The 20,907-nt window shown below is 52.9% G+C and carries 22 protein-coding genes; 15 read left to right on the forward strand and 7 right to left on the reverse strand.

Translation table 11 applies throughout. From position 1 onward, the window contains the following. The first annotated feature begins 35 nt into the window (after positions 1–35). On the forward strand, positions 36–437 hold the full coding sequence (locus tag H9L05_RS09310) for a hypothetical protein (RefSeq protein ID WP_187733920.1): 402 nt from the start codon (positions 36–38) through the stop codon (positions 435–437). Positions 438–524: 87 nt separating this feature from the next. On the opposite strand, the gene H9L05_RS09315 is transcribed toward H9L05_RS09310, so the two are convergent. Then, a complete protein-coding gene (locus H9L05_RS09315) occupies positions 525–935 on the reverse strand; it encodes a hypothetical protein (protein WP_187733921.1) in 411 nt (136 codons plus the stop codon). Between the two features lie 617 nt (positions 936–1,552). Between H9L05_RS09315 and H9L05_RS09320 the strand changes: the two genes are divergently transcribed. The 3 genes from H9L05_RS09320 to H9L05_RS09330 are packed head-to-tail and all read left to right on the forward strand — an operon-like array spanning position 1,553 to position 4,064. Next, positions 1,553–2,701 (forward strand): hypothetical protein, encoded by a 1,149-nt coding sequence (locus tag H9L05_RS09320; RefSeq protein WP_187733922.1) that lies wholly within the window; start codon positions 1,553–1,555, stop codon positions 2,699–2,701. An 8-nt stretch (positions 2,702–2,709) separates the two neighbouring features. Further along, on the forward strand, positions 2,710–3,009 hold the full coding sequence (locus tag H9L05_RS09325; protein ID WP_187733923.1) for a hypothetical protein: 300 nt from the start codon (positions 2,710–2,712) through the stop codon (positions 3,007–3,009). Next, positions 2,994–4,064, forward strand: coding sequence for a TonB-dependent receptor (locus tag H9L05_RS09330; protein ID WP_187733924.1), 1,071 nt, complete (start codon positions 2,994–2,996; stop codon positions 4,062–4,064). The genes H9L05_RS09325 and H9L05_RS09330 overlap by 16 nt, the downstream gene beginning before the upstream one ends. A 50-nt stretch (positions 4,065–4,114) precedes the next feature. Here H9L05_RS09330 and H9L05_RS09335 read toward each other — a convergent pair whose 3' ends face one another. Continuing rightward, positions 4,115–4,573 carry a hypothetical protein gene (locus H9L05_RS09335; protein ID WP_187733925.1) on the reverse strand — a complete coding sequence of 153 codons (459 nt, stop codon included), beginning with the start codon at positions 4,571–4,573 and terminating at the stop codon, positions 4,115–4,117. A 235-nt stretch (positions 4,574–4,808) separates the two neighbouring features. Between H9L05_RS09335 and H9L05_RS09340 the strand changes: the two genes are divergently transcribed. Both H9L05_RS09340 and H9L05_RS09345 read left to right on the forward strand, forming a co-directional pair. Then, positions 4,809–5,399, forward strand: coding sequence for a DsbA family oxidoreductase (locus tag H9L05_RS09340; RefSeq protein WP_187733926.1), 591 nt, complete (start codon positions 4,809–4,811; stop codon positions 5,397–5,399). 107 nt (positions 5,400–5,506) lie between these two features. After that, a complete protein-coding gene (locus tag H9L05_RS09345; protein WP_187733927.1) occupies positions 5,507–6,202 on the forward strand; it encodes a DsbA family oxidoreductase in 696 nt (231 codons plus the stop codon). A gap of 257 nt (positions 6,203–6,459) precedes the next feature. On the opposite strand, the gene H9L05_RS09350 is transcribed toward H9L05_RS09345, so the two are convergent. Both H9L05_RS09350 and H9L05_RS09355 read right to left on the reverse strand, forming a co-directional pair. Continuing rightward, positions 6,460–6,888, reverse strand: coding sequence for a DoxX family protein (locus tag H9L05_RS09350; RefSeq protein WP_187733928.1), 429 nt, complete (start codon positions 6,886–6,888; stop codon positions 6,460–6,462). 175 nt (positions 6,889–7,063) lie between these two features. After that, positions 7,064–7,459 carry a VOC family protein gene (locus H9L05_RS09355; protein WP_223284845.1) on the reverse strand — a complete coding sequence of 132 codons (396 nt, stop codon included), beginning with the start codon at positions 7,457–7,459 and terminating at the stop codon, positions 7,064–7,066. Positions 7,460–7,658: 199 nt separating this feature from the next. On the opposite strand from H9L05_RS09355, the gene H9L05_RS09360 reads away from it, so the two are divergent. Continuing rightward, positions 7,659–8,642 (forward strand): GlxA family transcriptional regulator, encoded by a 984-nt coding sequence (locus H9L05_RS09360; protein WP_187733929.1) that lies wholly within the window; start codon positions 7,659–7,661, stop codon positions 8,640–8,642. A gap of 18 nt (positions 8,643–8,660) precedes the next feature. Here H9L05_RS09360 and H9L05_RS09365 read toward each other — a convergent pair whose 3' ends face one another. Next, a complete protein-coding gene (locus tag H9L05_RS09365) occupies positions 8,661–9,209 on the reverse strand; it encodes a GNAT family N-acetyltransferase (protein WP_187733930.1) in 549 nt (182 codons plus the stop codon). An 845-nt stretch (positions 9,210–10,054) separates the two neighbouring features. Here H9L05_RS09365 and H9L05_RS09370 point away from each other — a divergent pair. Beyond that, complete coding sequence (locus H9L05_RS09370) at positions 10,055–11,452, forward strand: FAD-binding oxidoreductase (RefSeq protein ID WP_187733931.1); 1,398 nt, start codon at positions 10,055–10,057, stop codon at positions 11,450–11,452. A gap of 41 nt (positions 11,453–11,493) precedes the next feature. Here H9L05_RS09370 and H9L05_RS09375 read toward each other — a convergent pair whose 3' ends face one another. Then, positions 11,494–11,925: a hypothetical protein gene (locus tag H9L05_RS09375; protein ID WP_187733932.1), complete on the reverse strand. Its 432-nt coding sequence runs from the start codon at positions 11,923–11,925 to the stop codon at positions 11,494–11,496. Positions 11,926–12,145: 220 nt separating this feature from the next. On the opposite strand from H9L05_RS09375, the gene H9L05_RS09380 reads away from it, so the two are divergent. The 3 genes from H9L05_RS09380 to H9L05_RS09390 all read left to right on the forward strand — a co-directional run bounded on the left by H9L05_RS09380 (position 12,146) and on the right by H9L05_RS09390 (position 17,308). Continuing rightward, positions 12,146–13,780 carry an amidohydrolase gene (locus tag H9L05_RS09380; RefSeq protein ID WP_187733933.1) on the forward strand — a complete coding sequence of 545 codons (1,635 nt, stop codon included), beginning with the start codon at positions 12,146–12,148 and terminating at the stop codon, positions 13,778–13,780. A gap of 390 nt (positions 13,781–14,170) precedes the next feature. Then, on the forward strand, positions 14,171–15,568 hold the full coding sequence (locus H9L05_RS09385) for a S8 family peptidase (RefSeq protein ID WP_187733934.1): 1,398 nt from the start codon (positions 14,171–14,173) through the stop codon (positions 15,566–15,568). 321 nt (positions 15,569–15,889) lie between these two features. Further along, positions 15,890–17,308: a S8 family peptidase gene (locus H9L05_RS09390; protein ID WP_187733935.1), complete on the forward strand. Its 1,419-nt coding sequence runs from the start codon at positions 15,890–15,892 to the stop codon at positions 17,306–17,308. 89 nt (positions 17,309–17,397) lie between these two features. Here the strand turns inward: H9L05_RS09390 and H9L05_RS09395 are convergent, their stop codons facing one another. Then, positions 17,398–17,874: a hypothetical protein gene (locus H9L05_RS09395; RefSeq protein WP_187733936.1), complete on the reverse strand. Its 477-nt coding sequence runs from the start codon at positions 17,872–17,874 to the stop codon at positions 17,398–17,400. A 331-nt stretch (positions 17,875–18,205) separates the two neighbouring features. Here H9L05_RS09395 and H9L05_RS09400 point away from each other — a divergent pair, with 331 nt between their 5' ends. From H9L05_RS09400 to H9L05_RS09415, 4 genes are all read left to right on the forward strand, one after another. Continuing rightward, complete coding sequence (locus H9L05_RS09400) at positions 18,206–18,403, forward strand: DUF433 domain-containing protein (protein ID WP_187733937.1); 198 nt, start codon at positions 18,206–18,208, stop codon at positions 18,401–18,403. 454 nt (positions 18,404–18,857) lie between these two features. Beyond that, the gene (locus tag H9L05_RS09405; RefSeq protein WP_187733938.1) at positions 18,858–19,907 is read left to right on the forward strand and encodes a hypothetical protein; all 1,050 of its coding nucleotides are present in this window, start codon (positions 18,858–18,860) and stop codon (positions 19,905–19,907) included. Then, positions 19,894–20,229 (forward strand): STAS-like domain-containing protein, encoded by a 336-nt coding sequence (locus H9L05_RS09410; RefSeq protein WP_187733939.1) that lies wholly within the window; start codon positions 19,894–19,896, stop codon positions 20,227–20,229. Before H9L05_RS09405 ends, H9L05_RS09410 begins: the two co-directional genes overlap by 14 nt. A 2-nt stretch (positions 20,230–20,231) precedes the next feature. Beyond that, positions 20,232–20,822 carry a hypothetical protein gene (locus tag H9L05_RS09415; protein ID WP_187733940.1) on the forward strand — a complete coding sequence of 197 codons (591 nt, stop codon included), beginning with the start codon at positions 20,232–20,234 and terminating at the stop codon, positions 20,820–20,822. Positions 20,823–20,907: the final 85 nt, after the last annotated feature.

Below are 20,907 nucleotides of genomic sequence, written 5' to 3' on the forward strand. Positions count from 1 at the left end.
TACCTGGGATTATCTGCCCTATTGCGTTCCTGGCCATGGCCCTTCGTGTACTGTTTGAAAGTGAGTATGTTACTGTTTCCTATGACTACTCGAACGAGTGGCTATATGTAGATTGGAAAAAAGACCAGGACCTGCACTCGGTGCAAACAGGCTGTGAGCGTATGCTCGAATGCTTGCAGCAGGAGAAATGTCATAAAGTGCTCAACGACAACCGCCAGGTGGAATCGATGTGGTCGGATGCGTCGGAATGGGTTGGTAAAGTTTGGTTACCAGCCATGGCTGAGGCCGGCTTACAGTACTTTGCCTGGGTGTATTCGCCCAACCTTTATAGCCGCCTGTCTACCGATCTGACGTTACAACATGCGCCAGCAGTAGGTCCCATTGCATTCACCTTCGATAACATTGATACGGCCAGCGCTTGGCTGCGGCAGATGTAGGCTTGGGAGGATTTCTAAAGTTAACAGCCTAAAAAAACGCCGAAAGCTGCTTTCCGGCGTTCTTTTAGGCTTGTAATGAAGTAAGCTTTAGTTAGTGGTGCCGCCAGCGCCGCCGGTTTTGCTGGCGGGCAGGGGAGCCTTCTTAATAGGCTGCTTGCTGTTTTTGTCCACCATTTCCTGGTTAGTAGAACCTGTGGGCTTGGTGGTGCCCGAAGCAGCGGGACGAGACTCCTTCAATATGCGCCGGCTCGACTCCGACATGGTACCGGTGGGGCTGGTACGATCTTCGGGCTTCAGAGTGCTGTTCTGAGTCTTTTTGCTCTGCTGACTTTGGGCCTTCGTTGGCGATGCTTTTTTGGGCGGATAAGATTTGGCGGGCGAGGTATTGGCAGTGCTCGTTTCGGGGCGGGTGGAGGAGCTACCCGACGTGCTGCCCTGAGCGGCGGCCGTGGAAAGGCCCGCCGCGAGGGCCACGATGCATGCAAAAACAGTTTTCATAGAAACGTAAAAAGAGTGGGAAGTATTTACGCATAAGCTCAACACTATATGCATACAATCAATCTCTTACGCTTATAAAAGACTTGTGTTCGGCTGAAAAATACGGAGTTGGCAGCAATAGCTGAGCTTACTCTGGACCTGGGCAGCTAGCAAATAAGGCAGCGCTCGACGAAGCCAAACTTGTGTGCTACCCGCCAAAAGGCACGCTTTTTTGCGGAGAAATCGAGAAGAAAACGACGGGTTTGGAAGCTAAAAAGCCCCCAGACCAGCTTTTTGTAAGGGTGACGTGCCCGCTACCCCCGCAGCTACGGGGCGTTATGGCAAGGCGCTGGCAGCGGCAGACTACTACTTGCGGCAGTAGTACCACCCGCGGGCCAATCGACCCAGATTTCGTGGCATTAGCATAGGCAACGACGAAAAACACTTCGAAATTTAGTCAATAAACTCATTTTCAAGCATAAACGCAAGCCCGGCCGGAAGCGAATCCGCTGCTTTTGCCCCAGCCGGGCTGGCCGGGCGAAGCGAAATTATTCCTGTTGAGCAAGACCGGATAATGCCTTAGTATTCCTCTATATTCGAGCTTTATTATCCTTTGTATTCTTTTGTATTATAGATTTATGCTTCGTAGCAAAGCGTTATCAACCAGCATCTTTCTTTGCTTGGCGGTTTTGGTGATTGGTGGCTTTCAGGTAGTTCCAGCCGATGACTTCGTGCGTCAGGCCATTGGTCGCCTCCAGAATTTCTACATCGGGAGCTTCCCCGAAAAAAGCTACATCCACACCGATAAGGCGTTTTATGCCGTGGGCGAAACCATCTGGCTGAAGGCCTATGTGGTAGAAGCCTCGCAGCACCGGCCGGATACCATGAGCCGGGTGCTGTATGTGGATCTGGTTGCCCCCGATCAGCGCGTGGTGGCGCAGCGGGTGCTGCGCCTGACGCAAGGCACGGCCGCCGCCGACTTTGAACTGGCCGACAGTCTGGCCCAGGGTATGTACACGGTGCGCGCCTACACCAACTGGATGCGCAACTTCAGCCCCGACTATTTCTTTTCCAAGCGCCTGCCGGTGTGGCAGACGGCTGCTGTGCCTGCCACCGCAGATGCTGCTCGGCGCGGCGCGAGAACGATAGCCCGCAAAGCGGCTCAGGCTCCTAAGCCCAAAACGGATGTGCAGTTTTTTCCCGAAGGGGGCAATCTGGTGGCGGGGCTGCCTACCGTGGTCGCCTTCAAGGCCACTGACGAATACGGGCGCGGGGTAACCGTGAGCGGGCAAATTACCGACGACCAGGGCCAGGCGGCGGGCACGTTCAAAAGTCTGCACGCGGGCATGGGCACGGTTTTGCTGACGCCCCAGCCGGGCCGGCAGTATAAGGCGGCCGTGGTGTTGCCGGGAGGGGCTCGCGCCGAGTATCCGTTGCCGGCCGTAGCCGCCAGCGGGTTTGTATTGAAGGTTACCCAAACCAAAGAGTTTGTGTATGTGGGCGTGCAGCGCCAGACGGCAGCGGGCAATGCTCCCGCCGAAAATGTGACGCTGCTGGCCCACGTGCGCGGCAACGTAGCGTACGCCGCCAACGGTCAATTGACCGGCAGCGAGGGCTACGCGGCCCGCATTCCCAAAGCCAAGTTCCCAACGGGCGTGGCGCACTTCACGCTGTTCGATGGGCAGGGCGTGGCCCAGGGCGAGCGGTTGGCGTTTATTGATGCTCAGCCCGGCCTGCTGGTGCGCATCACCCCGGATAAAGCCACGTATGCTCCCGCGAGAAAGTAAACCTGACCGTGGCCGTGACCGATGGCACCGGCCAGCCCGTAGCCACCCAGCTTTCTTTGGCCGTGACAAATGCCTTGGCGACGGGCACAAATGAGGCGCCCCAAACGACCATTCTAACCCATCTGCTTCTCACCTCCGATTTGAAGGGCTACGTGGAAAACCCCGGCTATTATTTTCAGAACAAAACCCCGGCCACCGAACAGGCCCTCGATCATCTGATGCTGACGCAGGGTTGGCGGCGGTTTGTGTGGAAAGAGATTCTGACGGACAAAAAGCCCCCAGACCTTTTGCTTTGGAGCAAACTCTGAGTGTAGGTGGTCAGGTGGTGCGCCCCAATGAAAAAGCCGCCGGCGTAAGCCAGCTCACCATTTTCCAGGCGGGCGCTAAAGCAGGAATGACCATTGCCAACACTGATACCGACGGCAGTTTTGTAATCGGAGGCTTTCAGGGCAAAGACACGGCCCGCGTGGTGGTGCAGGCCCGGAAGGAGAAGGGCGGCAGCAACCTGCTGATCAAGCTGAACCCGCGCTGGCCCGAGGTAACGGCCCTTACCTGGCCTTTGCCCGCCGAGCCGCAGCCGGCCGTTACGGCATATTTGCAGCAAAGCCAGAAGCAACAGAAAGCTGAGCGACAGTATCGGGCTGATACGGCCAAAACCATCATGCTGAAGGGCGTGACGGTGGCCGGCCGCAAGCCCACGCCCCGCCCCGATGCGCGGCGTATTTATGGGCAAGCCGATGTGGTGCTGCGTACCGATGATATTCCGGGCAGCAACTCATTCTTTAGCGTATTGCAGTTGCTGCAAGGTCGGGTGGCTGGGGTTCAGGTATCGGGGTCGGCGCCCAACTTTCAGGTGCAGATACGGGGCGGTACTTCTATTTCCGGATCTAACTCGCCGTTGTTTGTCCTGGATGGCATTCCGGTTGATATCGATGCGGTAAACACGATACCCGTAACGGATGTTGAAACCGTGGAAATATTGAAAGGGCCTTCCGCCGCTATTTATGGCAGCCGGGGTGCGGGAGGCGTCATTGCCATCTTCACCAAGCGCGGCAACTCCAACTACGACTACTCCAAAACGCCCGCGCCGGGCATTGCTACCGCGATGTTGCCGGCCTACTATCAGGCCCGCGAGTTTTATGCTCCGCGCTACGAAACGGCGGCCCGCCCCGCCCAGCCGCGCCCCGACTACCGTAGCACTACGCTCTACTGGGCACCCACGCTGCGCACCGACGCCACTGGCCAGGCGCAGGTATCCTTCTACTGCTCCGACGACGCCAGCACTTTTCGGGTGGTCGTGGAAGGCTTATCGAACGCTGGTACGCCCGGCGTAGGTACGGGCGAGTTTAAAGTAGGTAACTAAAAAAGCCTCCCAGATAAGTACCGGGGGGCTTTTTTGGCGAGTAATCAAAGCTACCTGACTACGCGAACGTGGGTGTGGGCAGCAATAGATACTTTCTTCAGCAAGGTAAAATCAGCGGCTGAGGTTGTATCTCGAATGGGGCGGCTGAGTACGTGCAGCGTCGTATCGTTGGCCCGCAGCACGGCTACATCGGTGCCGGTGGTGAGATGGAATGCCCGAAATCCGAGCAGAGTACTATCTGGGAAGCCACGCTCCACCAGGCTGTCCAGTACCGTGGCACGTCCATCGAAAGTGCCCAGCGTCACTTGCTCAATGGGCGCTCCCTGCCGCGTCATCAGTAAAGCGGCCTGCGTAACGGGGCCGGAAGGCTTGGGCGGGGCATATGGGAATATCAGCCCCAAAAACAGTTCATCCGAAACTGCGGACGCTTTGGTTACTGACGGCTGCACAGTGGCGGTTTCCGCTGGCTCGGCTGGCTCCCGCACCGACTTTTGACACGCAACCAGCAAGCCTACGACGAGAACCGCGGTGCATGGTAGCGTTGTTAGAATAACCCGGCTCATTAGAGAGTTGGAAAGATGCGTATATAAAATACGGATTTACAGAGGCTTGTGGCTGTAATCTGGGGTTGTAATAAGTACAGAAGCTGGCGTAAGAATACAAAATCTCGTTAAGCTGATTTTAAAGGCGGTTGACGTAGCAGTAGCAAGCTTTGGTCAGCAGCCCATCGTAAAGCTTCGACGTATGATTTCTATCAAAGTATTCTCCGATTATGTGTGCCCATATTGCCTGCTGAGCGAGCAAGTATTGGCCCGCGCCATAGCCGGCAAAGATGTGAGCGTGGAGTGGATGCCCTTCGAGTTGCGGCCCTACCCCGCGCCCACGCTGCGGCCGGAAGGCGAGTATTTGCAAACCACCTGGGCCCAATCGGTATACCCGATGGCGGCGGCGCTGAACGTGCCCGTGGTGTTGCCCAAGGTGTCGCCTCAACCGCACACGCATTTGGCGTTTGAGGGCTATCAGTTTGCTAAAGAACAGGACCAGGGCGAGGCCTACACACACCGCATGTTTACTGCCTTTTTCCAAGAGGAGCAGGACATCGGCGATGTGGATGTGCTTACTCGTTTGGCCACCGAAGTTGGCTTGGATGCTGAGGCTTTTCGGGCGGCTCTTACAAATCGAACTTACCGCGAACAGCACCAGCGGGCCCTGCGTCAGGCGGCGCAGCTTGGTATCAGCGCTGTGCCCAGCTTTGTGATTGGCAATAAGCTGGTGCGCGGCCTGCCCCGCGAAGAGGATTTGGCCCGCCTGATTGATGCCGAAATGCGCGGCTAGAAGGGCACCGTATAGTTGAGGCAAGTGGTTCAGGGTACCGTAAGTAAACTTTTTACCCCCCAGCGCGCTTATACTCACTTATCTTTTGCTCCCCTTATTCGCTGAATATGAAAGTCGAAATCTGGTCTGATATCATGTGTCCGTTTTGCTACATCGGCAAGCGGAAGTTTGAGGCGGCGCTGGCCGAATTTGCCCCCCACAAGGATGTGCAGGTGCAGTGGCGTAGCTTCGAGCTGGACCCCAATATGAAAACCGTGCCCGGCCAAAGCATCCACGAGCTGCTGGCCGAGCGCAAGGGTATATCGGTGGCGCAGGGCCGCCAGATGAACAACCAAATGGCCCAAACGGCCGAAGAAGTAGGTTTGGAGTTCAACTTTGACAAAACCATTCCCGCCAACACGTTCAACGCTCACCGCCTCATTCACTTAGCCGCCGCCCACGGCCGGCAGGATGCGGCCAAGGAGCGAATCCTGTACGCGTACTTCACCGAAGGCCTGAACGTGGACGACCCCGCCACGCTCACCCAGCTCGCCACCGAGCTGGACTTGCCCGCGGCGGAAGTAGCGCAGCTTTTCGAAACCGACATCTACGCCCAGGATGTGCGCCACGACGAGTATCAGGCCCGCCAGATAGGGGTGCGCGGCGTTCCTTTCTTCGTTTTCGACGATAAGTACGCCGTGTCGGGTGCCCAGCCCAAGGAGGTTTTTCTGGAAGTGCTGGAGAAGGTGTGGGAAGAAAGCAACCCCAAGCCCACGCTCATAGCCGACGGCGCCACATGCGGCCCCGATGGCGTATGTGACTAAACCGCATCGAAAGAAAAACAAGAACGGCCGCCCTATGCAGGGCGGCCGTTCTTGTTTTTGGCTCTAAGATCTTGCTCGAGTAGACTGGAATGGGTGAACGGTTACTAAAAGAACGTCATGCAGAGCGCAAGCGAAGCATCTCGCGTGCTGACGAGAGGTTAGTAATCCCGCATCAGCACGCGAGATGCTTCGCGCTGCGCTGCATGACGGTCTTATGGCACAGGCGTAACTCTCTACAACCAGACTCGACCGTATTCTCAGGCTTCCATCTTTAGCTCAGGCTGCTCGCGAATTATTCGAAGGGTAGAAGAGGACCTGTCATGGCTTCGCAGCAGTTTGTGATGATAGATATACGAACCGCCCAGGATGATAAAGCCAATGGCCATTGGGGCCCACTGACTAGCCGGAACGCCGATGGCAATGTGGGAATACATAGCGCCCGCCAAATCAAAAAAGAAGCCTGCATACGCCCACTCCTTCAGCCGCGCGAAGCCGGGCGTAACCACCGCTAGGGCACCTAAAGCCTTCGCTACGCCCAAGAAAGGCAGCAGGTAAGCCGGGTAGCCCAGAAACTTAAAATACGCCACGCTCTCGGGCGAGCTCATGATGTTCGGAATGGCGGAGGCCGTCATCAGAGCAGCCAGCAGGCCAGTAAAAACCCAGTAAATGATCTTCGTCTTTTTCATCGTGGTGCGTAATTTCAGGTTGATGATCTGATGCAGTACAAAGCTGAATGAAGGAGAATAGCAGGTAGCTCTTGACGCTGTTTTCACCGCTTTTTTGGGTGGCGATTTCGCCAGTCATGTTTTCGTGAGGATGAGGAAGCAGCTACTTACTGCTGCGATGGTTCTTTATCGTAGTTCAGTAGCCAATCCATCCCGAACCGGTCGGTGAGCATGCCGAATTTTGCCCCCAGAAGGTATCATCCAGCGGCATGGTCACGTTGCCGCCTTCCGCCAGCTTTCGAAAGCAGGTTGTGATTTCCTCTTCACTACCACAGTTGAGCGATAGAGAAATGGAGTTGCCACGAGTAACTTTTTGCCCCCCCGCGTCGGAGCCGAACAGAATTATACTTCCATTGGTCAGGCTGGCGTGCAGCACCCCGTTTTGGGCCTCGGCGGGCATGTGCTCAGCGGCCGGCGTGCCGGCCACTTCCTGAATCATCAGCTCGCCGCCCAGGCACTGCTGATAAAAGGTCATGGCTTCACGGCAGTTGCCTTCAAAGGAAAGATAGGGGTTGAGGTAGGGAGCTTTCATACAGGGAGAAGGGAGTGAGATTTGGTGTGAATTGCGAGCGTGAAGGTGTGATGTAAAACTACTAATTTATTTAGCTAAATTGGCGCTGATCTACATCCATTACGCCAACAATATTAGTAAAAAATGCGTCCGGGTAGCGGGTGTAAATGCGACCAAATCAGGGTTTATTGCGACATTAGAGTTGGCCAGCCTTACTACTATGAAGCACATTACTATACTGGTTCCCATGGGAGCCATTTTGGGCAGCATCGAAGGCCCGCGCTTGGTATTTTCGGAGGTAAATGCGCTCCTGCAGCGCATGGGCAAACCCGCCTTGTTCGATATTCAGCTCGCCGGCCTCGCCGACGAAACGCCCGTGTGCGGCGGCATGTACTCGGTGTACACCAAAACGCTGATCCAGGACATTGCCCACACCGATCTGGTGGTCATCCCCGCCATTGACGGCGACATACGGCAGGCCCTGGAAAACAACCGCGCCTTTATTCCCTGGATACTAGCGCACTATAACCGTGGGGCCGAAGTGGCCAGTCTGTGCATGGGGGCCTTTATTCTGGCTTCTACGGGGCTGCTGAGAGGCCGGGAATGCACTACGCACTGGGCCGCGGCCAACGACTTCCGGCATATGTTTCCGGAGGTGAAGCTGGTCGAGGATAAGCTTATCACTGATGAGCACGGCATTTATTCGAGCGGGGGGGCTTTTTCTTACCTCAATCTGGTCTTGTACCTGGTAGAGAAGTATGCTGGCCGCGACATGGCCATCACCTGCGCCAAGGTATTCCAGATTGATATTGAGCGCGTTAGTCAATCGGCATTTATCGTGTTCAATGGGCAGAAGGAGCACGGCGACGAGCCCATCAGAAAAGCCCAGATCTACATCGAGGATAACTACCAGGAAAAAATAACCGTGGACCAGCTAGCGGATATGCTGGCGCTGGGCCGCCGCAACCTGGAGCGGCGGTTCAAGAAAGCGACGGCCAACTCGGTGGCCGAGTACATTCAGCGGGTAAAAATGGAGGCGGCTAAAACCAGCCTAGAGTCGTCGCGCGAAAACGTGAACGAGGTGATGTACCAGGTAGGCTACACCGATCCGAAAGCGTTTCGCTCCACGTTCAAGCGCATCACGGGCTTGTCGCCCAATGAGTACCGCAGCAAATACAACCGGGAAAGAGCAGTAGCTGCCTAAATCATTATAGTAGAGCGCTTACCGAAGCACCGTCACCTGCGACTTATCATACAGCCGCAGCCAGTCGCGGCGCAGAATCGCGTAGAGGTATTCGTCCTCAAACTCGCCCGCATCGTTGCGGCCCGATTCGCGCATGATGCCTTCAAACTGAAAGCCCGCGGTTTTCTCAATCGAGTGTTTGGACGACAGATTCGAGACCCGGCAGCCGGTCGCCACGCGGTTCAGGCCCAGCAACTCGAAGGCCAGATAAAACAAGTGCGGCTTGCTGCGCGGCGTGACGCCCCGCCCGCGCATGTGCTCAAACACATCGGCGCCCGTCGAGCCGGTGCGCTCTTCCCAGCTGTCCACCGTCAGCAGCGTCATACCGGCCAGCTCATCGCCCAGGAAGGAATAAAAGCCGAAGTTCGTCCGCTTGCCTTGCTCGTAGCGCGGCAGATAGTTGCGAAACAGCTCCTCCAGCATTGGGTTTGAGTCGGGAAAGCCCTGAAAATGGCGGTATATATCGGCCAGATTATCCTCGTTGATGAGGTGCAGAGTGATGGAATCGGATTGCAGGGCCTTGAACATAAACGGCTTGTTTTGAGACGACTACAGTTTATACGCTCGATTTTCATAGGAGTAAGCAGCCACTATCCGGAAACAATCCGCGCAAGCTCATCTGGGGGGAAATACCGGCTCCTTTGGTGCAATTAATTGATGGTAAAGTGTTAAATTGTAGTAGCCTGCTTCTAACGTGTACGACCATGGAACCCTACTGGTATATTCCGTGGGGGCAGCCGCAGGCCGACGATTACCCGGCGCGCTCCCCACCAACCACCAAGTGCTCATTCCACCCCTCCGGATACGTATTCCTGCGTCCTGATTGTAGAGTAAAAGCTTGATCTGGAAGAGTTTGTCGGGTCTGGCTATGAGCCTGTCGTCTGTCTTATAGAGTAGCGCGGTTGTTATCCTAAGAGGAATAAGGCGGTCATGCAGAGCATGTGGCGCATCAAGCCAGGGACGAAGCCTCTCGCGTGCTGAGGTTGCCAAACTAACTGTCATGCTGAGCTTGTCGAAGCATCTCTCCCGCTTCGTTGAGAATAGTAACCAGTAGAGATGCTTCGACAAGCTCAGCATGACGTTCTACTTGATTGGTTAGTACTTCTACTAAACACGCGAGATGCTTCGGCTTCGCCTCTGCATGACCGCCTTTTTGCTAATGACATAAGCCCTTAGATGACCACCTTTTCCTGCATCGGGCTGCTTTATAAGCTGAGCAGCTGGTTACAAAAACGCGCCAAACACCACCCGTCAAAAACCTGGGGAAAGCATCTGAAAAAGCCCCCCGGTTGTCTGAAATGATCTTTTGCCCTGGCGCCTGAAGTGCCTGTGGGCGACGATTCGTTATCCCATTCTTTCACAAGTTATACGCCATGCTAACGGAAGAACTCATTGCGGAGCCCCACCTGAATGTGCGGGGCAAGCTGATTCGGCGTCAGGATGCGGACTATGAGCAAGCCCGCAAAGTACATAATGGCATGATCGACAAGTATCCCGATATGATCGTGCAGTGCGTGGATGTGGCCGACGTGATTGCGGCCGTGAATTTTGCTCGCGAAAACGACGTGCTGGTGGCTGTAAGAAGCGGTGGGCACAGCGGAGGCGGCTTTGGCATGTGCGACAAAGGGCTGGTAATTGACCTGAGCCACATGAAAGGCATCCGGGTAGATCCTGTGGAGCGCACTGCGCTGGTAGAGGCCGGCTGCACCCTCGGCGACGTAGACCACGCCACCCACGCCTTCGGGCTGGCCCTGCCCAGCGGTATCGTGTCGACTACCGGGGTGGGGGGCATTACGCTGGGCGGCGGGCTGGGTCACCTCACCCGCCACTGCGGCCTCTCCATCGACAATATGCTCGAAGCCGATGTGGTGCTGGCCGATGGTAGCTTCGTGAAAGCCTCCGCTACGCAGAATCCTGATTTGTTCTGGGGCTTGCGGGGTGGCGGGGGCAATTTCGGCGTCGTTACGTCCTTTCTGTTTCGCCTGCACCCCATCAGTACGGTGTATGGCGGGCCCATGCTGTGGCCCATGAGCGAGGCCCGAGCCGTCATGCAGTGGTACCGCACCTTCATTCAGAAAGCCCCCGACTACATAAATGGGTTCTTCGCGTTTCTTTCGGTGCCGCCCGGCCCGCCGTTTCCCGAGCAGCTGTGGGGCCAGACCATGTGCGGGGTAGTGTGGTGCTACACCGGAGCGCCAGAGCAAGTCGAAAAAACGTTTGAGCCAATTCGCAGCTTCCGCCCGCCGGCGCTGGATTTGGTAGGGCCATTGCCGCTGCCGGCGCTGCAAAGCATGTTCGACGGCTTATATCCGCCCGGCTTGCAATGGTACTGGAAGGCGGATTTTGTGAATGAGCTAAGTGACGAAGCCATCGACATACACCTGAAGTTCGGCCATGAGCTGCCCACTCCGCTTTCCACCATGCACCTCTACCCGATAAATGGTGCCGCCGCCCGCGTGGGTGCCCAGAGTACGGCCTGGAACTACCGCCACTCCACCTGGTCGATGGTCATTGCGGGCGTCGATGCGGACCCCGCCAACCGGCAGCGCATCACAGACTGGGCCAAAGCCTACTGGAATGCCCTGCACCCGTACTCGGCCGGCGGTGCCTACGTCAATTTCATGATGGAAGAAGGCCAGGAGCGCATCAAAGCCACTTACGGCATCAACTACGAGCACCTGGTGACGGTCAAAAACAAATACGACCCTGACAACCTGTTTCGGGTAAATCAGAATATCCGGCCCACGAAAAATGGCCACGTATTCACCTGATCGGGCAGGGGCAAAGCCAGCTTTACCCCAATGAGCTGGACCTAAAAAGCCGCTTGGTCTGACCGACCAGCGGCTTTTGCATTCGTAGGCTCTGGTTGCTGGGTCAGGTTTTGCGGCCTGTCATTCAGGTAGCGCTTTAGGTCGCTGGAGCAGCAAAGAATGCCCAGAGCAGCCAGGTTGAGGGTATTGGTGAGCAAATGCCCCACAATGGGGTCGTCGTTGTCCAGATTATTATACAACACAATGGCGCTGAAGCATAAGCGCAAAATCAGCCAGCCCAGCATAAGGTTGAAGGCATTGCGCCAGCGCTTGAACAGGCCAAGCACCAACACCAGGCTGACGATAATGCTGGTGCTGAAGTTGCCGCTCTCGGCCACAAACCACGACTCTTGCCATCTGGGCAGCAAGTCAGCTACAAGTAGGCATCCGGCCACCAGGTACAAGTGCTGTAAGGCTGTTTTTTTAGAATACATCACGGATAGATATAAGAGTGGCTAATCAGTGAGCTAAGTAAATGACTATCAAGATACAAAAACCTGAAAAAAGCCCCCAGCAGATCCAGACTATGTAGCTTAAAAGACTTGGGGGCTTTTTCTGGTTCTTAAATATATGTCATCCAAAATATTTATCTTCCTATTAAGGAAGCAGCAACGCCGCTGCCTCTTATATGACAGCTGCTGGAGGAGCTATCCGATGAAGCACGTTCTGCTGGGAATCTGGTTGGTGTTAGGGCTGGGACTTAGGGCGCAAGGGCAGTCAGCGCGGGCCGATATGGTGCTGCTGAACGGCAAGATCTTCACCGCCGACACGGCGCGGCCATCGGCGGAGGCGCTGGCCATCCGGGGCGAGCGAATCGTGGCCGTGGGCACGGTGGCAGAAATAAGCAAGCTGGCTGGCCCTAAAACCCGCCGCATCGACTTGCAGGGGCGCGTCGTTACGCCGGGCTTCAACGATGCCCACAACCATTTCGACCCTATGCCGGCCGGGTTTCGGCTGGCCTTCACCAGCATGGAGCCCACCTGGGAAGAAACCAGCCAGGCTATCAAAGCCGCTGTTCAGAAGGTGCCCACCGGCACCTGGATTTTTGGCACCGTGGGCTCCAAAGTAGTGCTCGACCCGCAGGTAACCCGCACCGCCCTCGACGCGCTGGCACCCAACCATCCCGTATTGCTCGGCGCTTTCTACGGGCACGGGCACATTGCCAACACCAAGGCGCTGCCCCTACTACAGCTCGATATCGAACAGCCCGACCCGCTGGGGGGCAAATTTGAGCGCATAACAGGCTCGCGCGAGCTTAATGGCCGCATGCACGAGTACGCCGAATGGCGCTCCAACTTGGTGCTGGCCGCACAAGTACCTGATTCTGCGGCCATACGTGCCCTCCGCGCCATGGCAGCTGAAGCCACCAGCTACGGCATTACTACTATACAGCTGTTTTCCACCATGCCCATCGACCGGTTTGTGCGCCTGCTTACCCAGGCCAATCTGCCGGTGCGGGTGCATGCGCGGCCGTTTCCGCTTACCACGCCCCAGGGCCGCGAAACCACAGAGCTGCGCAAGCTGCTCACGCCGCCTCTGCCCAAGTTTGGCCCCCGCGTGCAGGTAAGCGGCCTGAAGTGGGTGCTGGATGGTACGCCCTACGAGCGGGGTGCCGCCCTGCGCACTGCCTACCGCGACCGGCCCAGTTGGAAAGGCGAGCTCAACTTTAAAGAAGACGAAGTAGCCAAGATGGTGCAAGAGGGCCTCGATTGGAAACAACCCATGCTCTTCCATTGCGCCGGCGACCGGGCTGCCGAAGTGGTATTCAATGCCCTCGAAGCTAACGACACCAATGTAAACTGGCCCGCTCGTCGCGTCCGCATAGAGCACGGCGACGGCATCATCGGCGACCTGATACCCCGCGCCAGGCGCCTGGGCGTGGTAGTGGTCCAAAACCCGACTCACTTCTCCGAGCCGGCACTATTCGGGCAGCGCTGGGGCAGCAAGATGCAGCCCTTACGCTCGTTGCTGGCGGCGGGCATACCTGTGGCCCTGGGCTCCGACGGGCCGATGAGCCCCTTCCTAAATATCATGCTGGCCGTCATCAACCCGGCCAACCCGGCGGAGGCCATTACCAGCCAGCAGGCCGTGCAGGCCTACACGGCTGGCTCAGCTTACGCCGAGTTTGCGGAAAAGGACAAAGGCACATTAGCCGTAGGCAAGCTCGCCGATCTGGCCGTGCTGTCGCAGGATATTTTCGCGGTGCCGCCCCCGGAGCTGCCCAAAACCACCAGCCTGCTGACTATGGTGGGGGGCAAAATAGTGCATGATGCCAAGGCGCTGAAGTAGGCTGGGGGGCTTTTTTAGCTGTTTATACTAAAACTAGGTAGGCTAACCGCTGTGCCATGGCTGAGGTGTAGCACCTTTATAAAGATAAGTCTATCCCGATCTATAACATAGTAATTCCTCTATGTCACAAATAGTCAGCTTTGTTTCACGCTGGCAGGAAGAAGTCCAACACCATATCAGTTGCTATTGCCTGATTTATAGATAGATAAATAAAATAAGATATTTTGAAGATCAATGTCACTGTTTTGGCATAAGTTTCCTTTTTAATACCAGATTATTTACAAAACTTGGTACTCAGGAAAGTCTCCCCGAATTATTGGACGATTTATCTCCCTGATTTCTTCAGGGGCATTTCCTGCATTTTCTCCCACACCACCCTAAACCTTTTTCATGAAACTGAACAACTTCTCCCTCCCCGCGAAAACATTGTTCGCGGCCAGCGTACTGTCAGCTTTTGTATTGAGCAGCTGCGAAAGCAGCCTCGACAATATTCAGGATGAGCCCACCACGGCACAAAGCCAGTCGGATGCCCAAGGCGAATCAGGCCGCGACTATGTAGCCAATGAGTTACTGGTCAAGTTTAAGGCTGGATTGTCGGAAGAGGCTAAGGCCAATGCCTTGGCCCGCATCAGTGGCAGAGTATCGGAGAAGATTCTGACTAAGGCCATGGAAAGAGCGGGGGAGAAGGAAGGCCTGCTGGTGGTGCACACGCCATTGCAAGCCTTGGAAGCCATGAGCAAGATGAAGGGCGGACCCGAAATCGAGTTTGCCGAGCCTAACTATATCTATCAGCACGCCGCTGCTACCAATGATACCTACGTAGCCAATGGCTCCCTGTGGGGCGTTGATGGTAACGCATTCGGTAGCCAGGCTTCTACTGCCTGGGCTGCGGGCCACACCGGCTCAGCAAGTGTAGTAATTGGTATCATCGACGAAGGCGTACAATTTGACCACCCTGATTTGGCTGGCCAGGTCTGGACGAACCCTTATGATGCGGCTGATGGGGTCGACAACGACGGCAATGGCTACATTGATGACGTTCATGGCTGGGATTTCGACGGCAACGATAACAGCGTATATGACGGCACCACCCGTGGTAGCTCTGATGACCACGGCACGCACGTAGCCGGTACCATTGGTGCTAAGGCTAACAACGGCGCTGGGGTAGCTGGTGTGAACTGGAATGTGACCATGATTTCCTGCAAGTTCCTGGGTCGTCGGGGTGGCACCACCGCCAACGCCGTAAAAGCCGTTGACTACCTGAATGATCTGAAGTCTCGCCACGGGCTGAACATTGTAGCTAGCAACAACTCCTGGGGTGGCGGTGGCTTCTCGCAGGCCCTCTCTGATGCTGTCGACCGCGCTAACACCCGCAACATTCTCTTTATCGCAGCAGCTGGCAACGGCGGCAGCGACGGTGTAGGCGACAACAACGACGCTGTAGCTAGCTTCCCCTCCAACCTGCCCCAGGCTAACGTAATTGCTGTAGCTGCTATCACCTCAACGGGCGGTCTGTCGAGCTTCTCCAACTACGGTGCTACTACCGTTGACATCGGTGCTCCTGGCTCAGCTATCTGGTCAACCACGGCCTACAACACATATTCGTCGTACAATGGCACTTCCATGGCTACTCCCCACGTATCGGGCGGCGCGGCTTTGTATGCTGCTTCAAATCCAGGTGCAACTGCTGCTACTATTAAAGCGGCTATCCTGAACAGCGCGACGCCAACGACTTCGCTACAAGGCAAAACGGTAACTGGTGGCCGCTTGAATGTAAGTGGTTTCTAGGCCTGACTAGCTTAACGTGAAAGGCAGCTTGCTGCAAGTCATATTCAAACAAAAAGCCCCGCCAATATGGCGGGGCTTTTTGTTTGGCCGAACTTATCCTGAACTCTCTATATGCAGCTTGTGAAGGAGCAGTAATTAGCAAAGCGGAGCATTTTTCAGCAACTATGATTATGCCTTTAAGCTTGTTCTTTGCTAATAAAAATTATAAGTAAAGGCGATTTAGTCATACTTGTTCTTGAATCACTGAAGACATTTTTGTAGCTTCCTATTCTTCGCCAAAAGCGCTTGTAAACAATGGTTTAACTTCTACTACCTCTCCCCATGAAACATAAACACATGGCCGTATTCAGCAAGCCACTACTAGTGGGCGGTTTGCTATCTGCTATTTTCCTAGCGGGCTGCGAAAGCAGCCTCGACAAGATTCAGGACGAGCCCACCACGCAAAGCCAGTCGGCCGATGCCCAGGGCGAGCCGGGCCGCGATTATGTGGCCAATGAGCTATTAGTGAAATTCAAGGCTGGAGTGTCGGAAGAGGCCAAGGCCAATGCGCTGGCCCGCATCAGCGGTAAAGTGTCAGAGAAGATCCTGACCAAAGCCATGGAAAGAGCCGGGGAGAAGGAAGGCCTGATGGTGGTGCACACGCCCCTGCAAGCCTTGGAGGCGATGAGCAAGATGAAGGGCGGCCCCGAAATCGAGTTTGCCGAGCCCAACTACATCTATCAGCACACGGCCACTTCCTCTGACCCATACTACACCAATGGCTCCTTGTGGGGAATGTATGGCGCTGGCACAACTCCGGCTAACCAATATGGCAGCAATGCCGCTGCTGCATGGGCCGCAGGTAAAACCGGCTCAACGGCTGTATATGTAGGTATTATTGATGAAGGCATTCAGTTTGACCATCCCGATTTGTCAGGCCAAGTCTGGACAAACCCTTTTGACCCAGTAAATGGACGAGACGACGATGGCAATGGCTACGTCGACGACACTAACGGCTGGGACTTCGATGGAAACAACAACACCATCTATGATGGTGGTACCAAGGGTAGCCTCGACGACCACGGCACGCACGTAGCGGGTACCATTGGGGCCAAGGCGAACGGTGCCGGGGTAGCCGGCGTGAACTGGGACGTGAGAATGATTTCGTGCAAGTTTCTGGGTCGTCGGGGCGGCACCTCGGCCAACGCCGTGAAAGCCGTAGACTACCTGACTACCTTGAAAACAAAGCACGGACTGAACATCGTGGCCAGCAACAACTCCTGGGGCGGCGGCGGCTATTCCCAGGCTTTATTTGATGCTATAAACCGCGCAAATAATGCCGGTATCCTCTTTATCGCGGCTGCTGGCAACGGCGGCAGCGACGGCGTAGGCGACAACAACGACGCAACCGCCAGCTATCCTTCCAATTATAATGTAGCAAACGTTATTGCTGTAGCCGCCATCACGAGTACGGGTGCGAGGTCGAGCTTCTCCAACTACGGCGCTACTACCGTCGACATCGGTGCTCCTGGCTCGGCTATCTGGTCAACCACGGCCTACAATGGCTACTCCTCCTACAGTGGTACGTCGATGGCTACGCCGCACGTAACGGGTGCCGCGGCTTTGTATGCTGCTGCGAAGGGTGGCTCTGCTGCTACAATCAAGAATGCCCTAATGAAAAGCGCCGTAGCAACTTCTTCACTGAGTGGTAGATGCGTGACTAGTGGCCGTTTAAATGCATATGGGGCACTTTCTTGGTAAAAGACTTTGCCTATAGAATGATAATTTATTGATGATTTATAGAAAAAGCCCCCAGAGCAGCTCTGGGGGCTTTTTAATTTGTTACTAACCTATTCTGTAAACGTAAGCGCCGGCGTCCGGGCAATGATGGTCGACTGGCCTGGTCCGGTCATGCGCTGTAAGTAGAAGTAGCAGGTAACCGGGTGCTGAAGTTGATACGGTACAGAAGCAGGCGTTTCCCAGACGGAAATCAGGGGAAAGGTTAGCTCTACGGTACCTTTTTTATCAGGCACAACCACCCAGCTTTGGCCACGCGTGAAGGTGACCCCGCTGACAGTCGGTTTGAAGAGGAGATCCACGCGGTAGCCAAACGCAGAAGCTTCATCATCGGCTAGGGTATAATTAAGAGTGGCCGAAATGATCGACTCTTTAGAGACTTTCGCGCCGGCCGCGGGCGTCATCGTGACAAGCGTAAGAGAGTTGGTAGCCGGCGCTTTGGGCGGCGCAGGTGCATCTTCTTTCTCGCCGCAACCGAGCAGCGACAACAGTAAAAACAGATAAGCGCTAACACGGGTAGCTAAAGGCATAAGACAACAGAAATTAAGTGAGTGAGGATATAATTTTCACTACAAATCAACCCATTTTCAGCAGAGTAGCAGCAGGTGGTTTATAAAATAAGTTAGAGACAGAAACGGCGTCCAGGACGAGTGGAGGTAAGTGCAGCCAAAAGCCCAGGAAGCAGCCGCGCCAGCAGCGTCTTGGGGCTTTTTTGGGCTGCTACACCAGATACAGCCCATACGCCCGCGTCAACTCCGCCTCGTGCCGGTGTTCCAGGAAATACACGCCCACGTGGCTAATCGCGTTCTTGGAGGAACTAGACGCTATCGACTACTTTTATAGGTAGCAAACCCCTTCGCTATGGACTACCAGGCTTACGTTTCCATTGACCCCGAAATCCGCTTCGGGCGGCCCTGCCTGACGGGTACGCGCATCAGCGTGGCCGATGTGCTGGGCTGGCTGGGCAACGGCCAAACGATACCGGAGATTCTGGAAGACTTCCCCGAGCTGACGCAGCAACAGATTCAGGCCTGCCTGCTGTACGGCAAACTGTCGTAACGATTTTATAACAATAAAAGCCCCCAGAGCAGCTCTGGGGGGCTTTTTTGCGGCTACGGCGGGTTCAATCGGAGGGAGGGGCATCGCGACGCTACGCTGGGGGCGGCAACCGGGGCGGAGGCGACCGAAGCCCCCGAAACCGAAGTTACGCAGGGTTGTCAGCTTTTGCAGTGGGGAGCTAGGCAGTAGCAGCAACTTTAAGCACTGTCTGTGCTAAAGATTATTCCTCAAGCTACTTTTCATACCCTAGCTATGGTCCTCCTAAAGAGGGGACTAAAATTAATTTATGTAGCCTCGATTCACTAATGACAAATCGACGCGTAGCATCTTGAAGCCAGTCATGATCTGTGAAGTTACTTTGGTTAAGAATATAATTTAAGAGTGATACTCATCAGTAACGAGGTTTAGTTATATTGCACCATGAATTTAAATTCATCTGTACTTCGTTTATTTTATGTATAAAATAAAAAACAAATCCATATTTTTTCTAAAATCAAGATTTAAATCTATTGCTAAAAGGAAAAAAAGTCATAATGAAAGGCTGATAAAATGGAAAATAAATCAAGGTGTAAAGAGAGCATTATATCAAAAATTAAGAGAGCCTGAAGATCACCCTGCACCGAAAATATTCTCGCTCATTCAAAATCCTGAAGGTGTTTTAAAATACTTTAGAGAGATTGGTGATGTGCTGAGTAGAAGGAAATCTATCTTATTGAATTTAGAAGATATAGAAGTTCTTACTTCTGATGCTATTGCATTTTTAATTGCCATAATCAAAGATCGTAGATTCAATCGTGGAGTAAAAATAGAGGGATTACCTCCCAGGAATCTAAAATTATTTAAAATGCTCGCCAGTTCTGGTTTTTATAAATTTGTAAAGAGCAAAATGTCTGCTTTGGAGAAATCAGATCATATTTTACTCCACACAGTCACTAGAAATAAGGTAGAAAATAGGTTAGCTAAACAAGCAGCGGCACAGGCAGTTTATCACACATTTGGTGATAAAAGAAAGTTTAGGCCAGTATATGAAATTCTTATAGAATGTATGGCTAATACCAACAACCATGCAGATACTATATACCAAGGAAGATATGATTGGTGGTTATTTGTTTACAATGATGAAGAAAGTAAAGTATCAAAATTTACCTTCCTTGATTTAGGGGTAGGAGTGTTTAATAGCATTCCCGTAAAAAAGTTTAAAGACTTAGTAACGTTGAAAGACTTGGCTGCAAAATTGGGTCTATTACAAAATATTTATTTGGTCGATGATTTATTCAATGGAAGAATATCTTCACGGACTGGCTTAGGTGAAAGAGGGCAAGGATTTCCTCTCATATATGAACATTCAAAAAATGATTTGCTTCAAAACTTTTATCTTGTCTCAAATGATGTCTATACTAATTTAAAGACAGGCGATAAAAAGGATCTAGAAAATTTACTGCCAGGCACATTACTGACATGGGAACTTCATCCTGAAAAATACATTGAAAATGAAACCAACTAAAATCATAAATATAGCAGCTGACTTTACGGATGCTCCTGGTGCTAGATATAAGAGTGATGGGCCTTTCTCTGGAGAAGCATTTTATGAAAAACTTTTATTGCCTGCATATATTGAGACAGTAAGAGATAATGGATTATTGCTTGTCGATCTAGATGATACATGGGGCTACGCTTCTTCTTTTATATCTGGTTCTTTTGGTAAATTATCTCAAAAATACGGCGCCGCTGATGTCTTAAAACATATTAAATTTAAATCAGATGATTCTCCTGCGTTAATCTTGAAAGTTGAGAATGAGATTCGGAACCCTATTAAAAATAAGTGATTATGTTTTTAAAAAGTAAAATACCTTTTATTATTACATTAATGTTAGGTATTATAATAGGTTTCATTATTTCGGTTGCACCTGATAGATTTTATCTATTGTCAATTGAGAGTAAAATATCTTTGGGGGAATTAAGTAATATACTTGTTACTATTATTTTGGCTTTAATAATACCTATTTCAATAAACAAGTGGATTGATGATAATAAATCTATTAAAAGCTTGTTCTCTTATGAAATAGATGCTAGTTTAAATTCATTAAAGGACATAAAAGATTTAATAGATATATGTTATGATAGCGGCCTGGCAGTTCAGGATGGTCAAAAAAATAAGATAAATTTTATGTTTAAAGTATTAGATAATAGAGTTGCGTTTATGGTAGAGAGAATAAACAGTAAATATAAACAGGAGTGTCAAGGTGTTATCGCGGATGTAAATGGCAAGAATAATACCTATTGGGTGACGGTCACTAATGGTGAATTAATGACTACTGGTTATATCATTAATAGTACATTTATGCGGAGACACGCTACCGCATACGTTAATTTAGAGAATGCACTAAAAAGAGTTAAGTACGAGTTAAATGAATTTTGATAATTGTTAAACCATTTGCAGATAATAGACTTGTAAATTGGATATTTATGACAAATGCCTAGTTACGTGACTACTTCAGTCAAGT

The organism is Hymenobacter qilianensis, assembly GCF_014489555.1.
Classification (GTDB): domain Bacteria; phylum Bacteroidota; class Bacteroidia; order Cytophagales; family Hymenobacteraceae; genus Hymenobacter; species Hymenobacter qilianensis.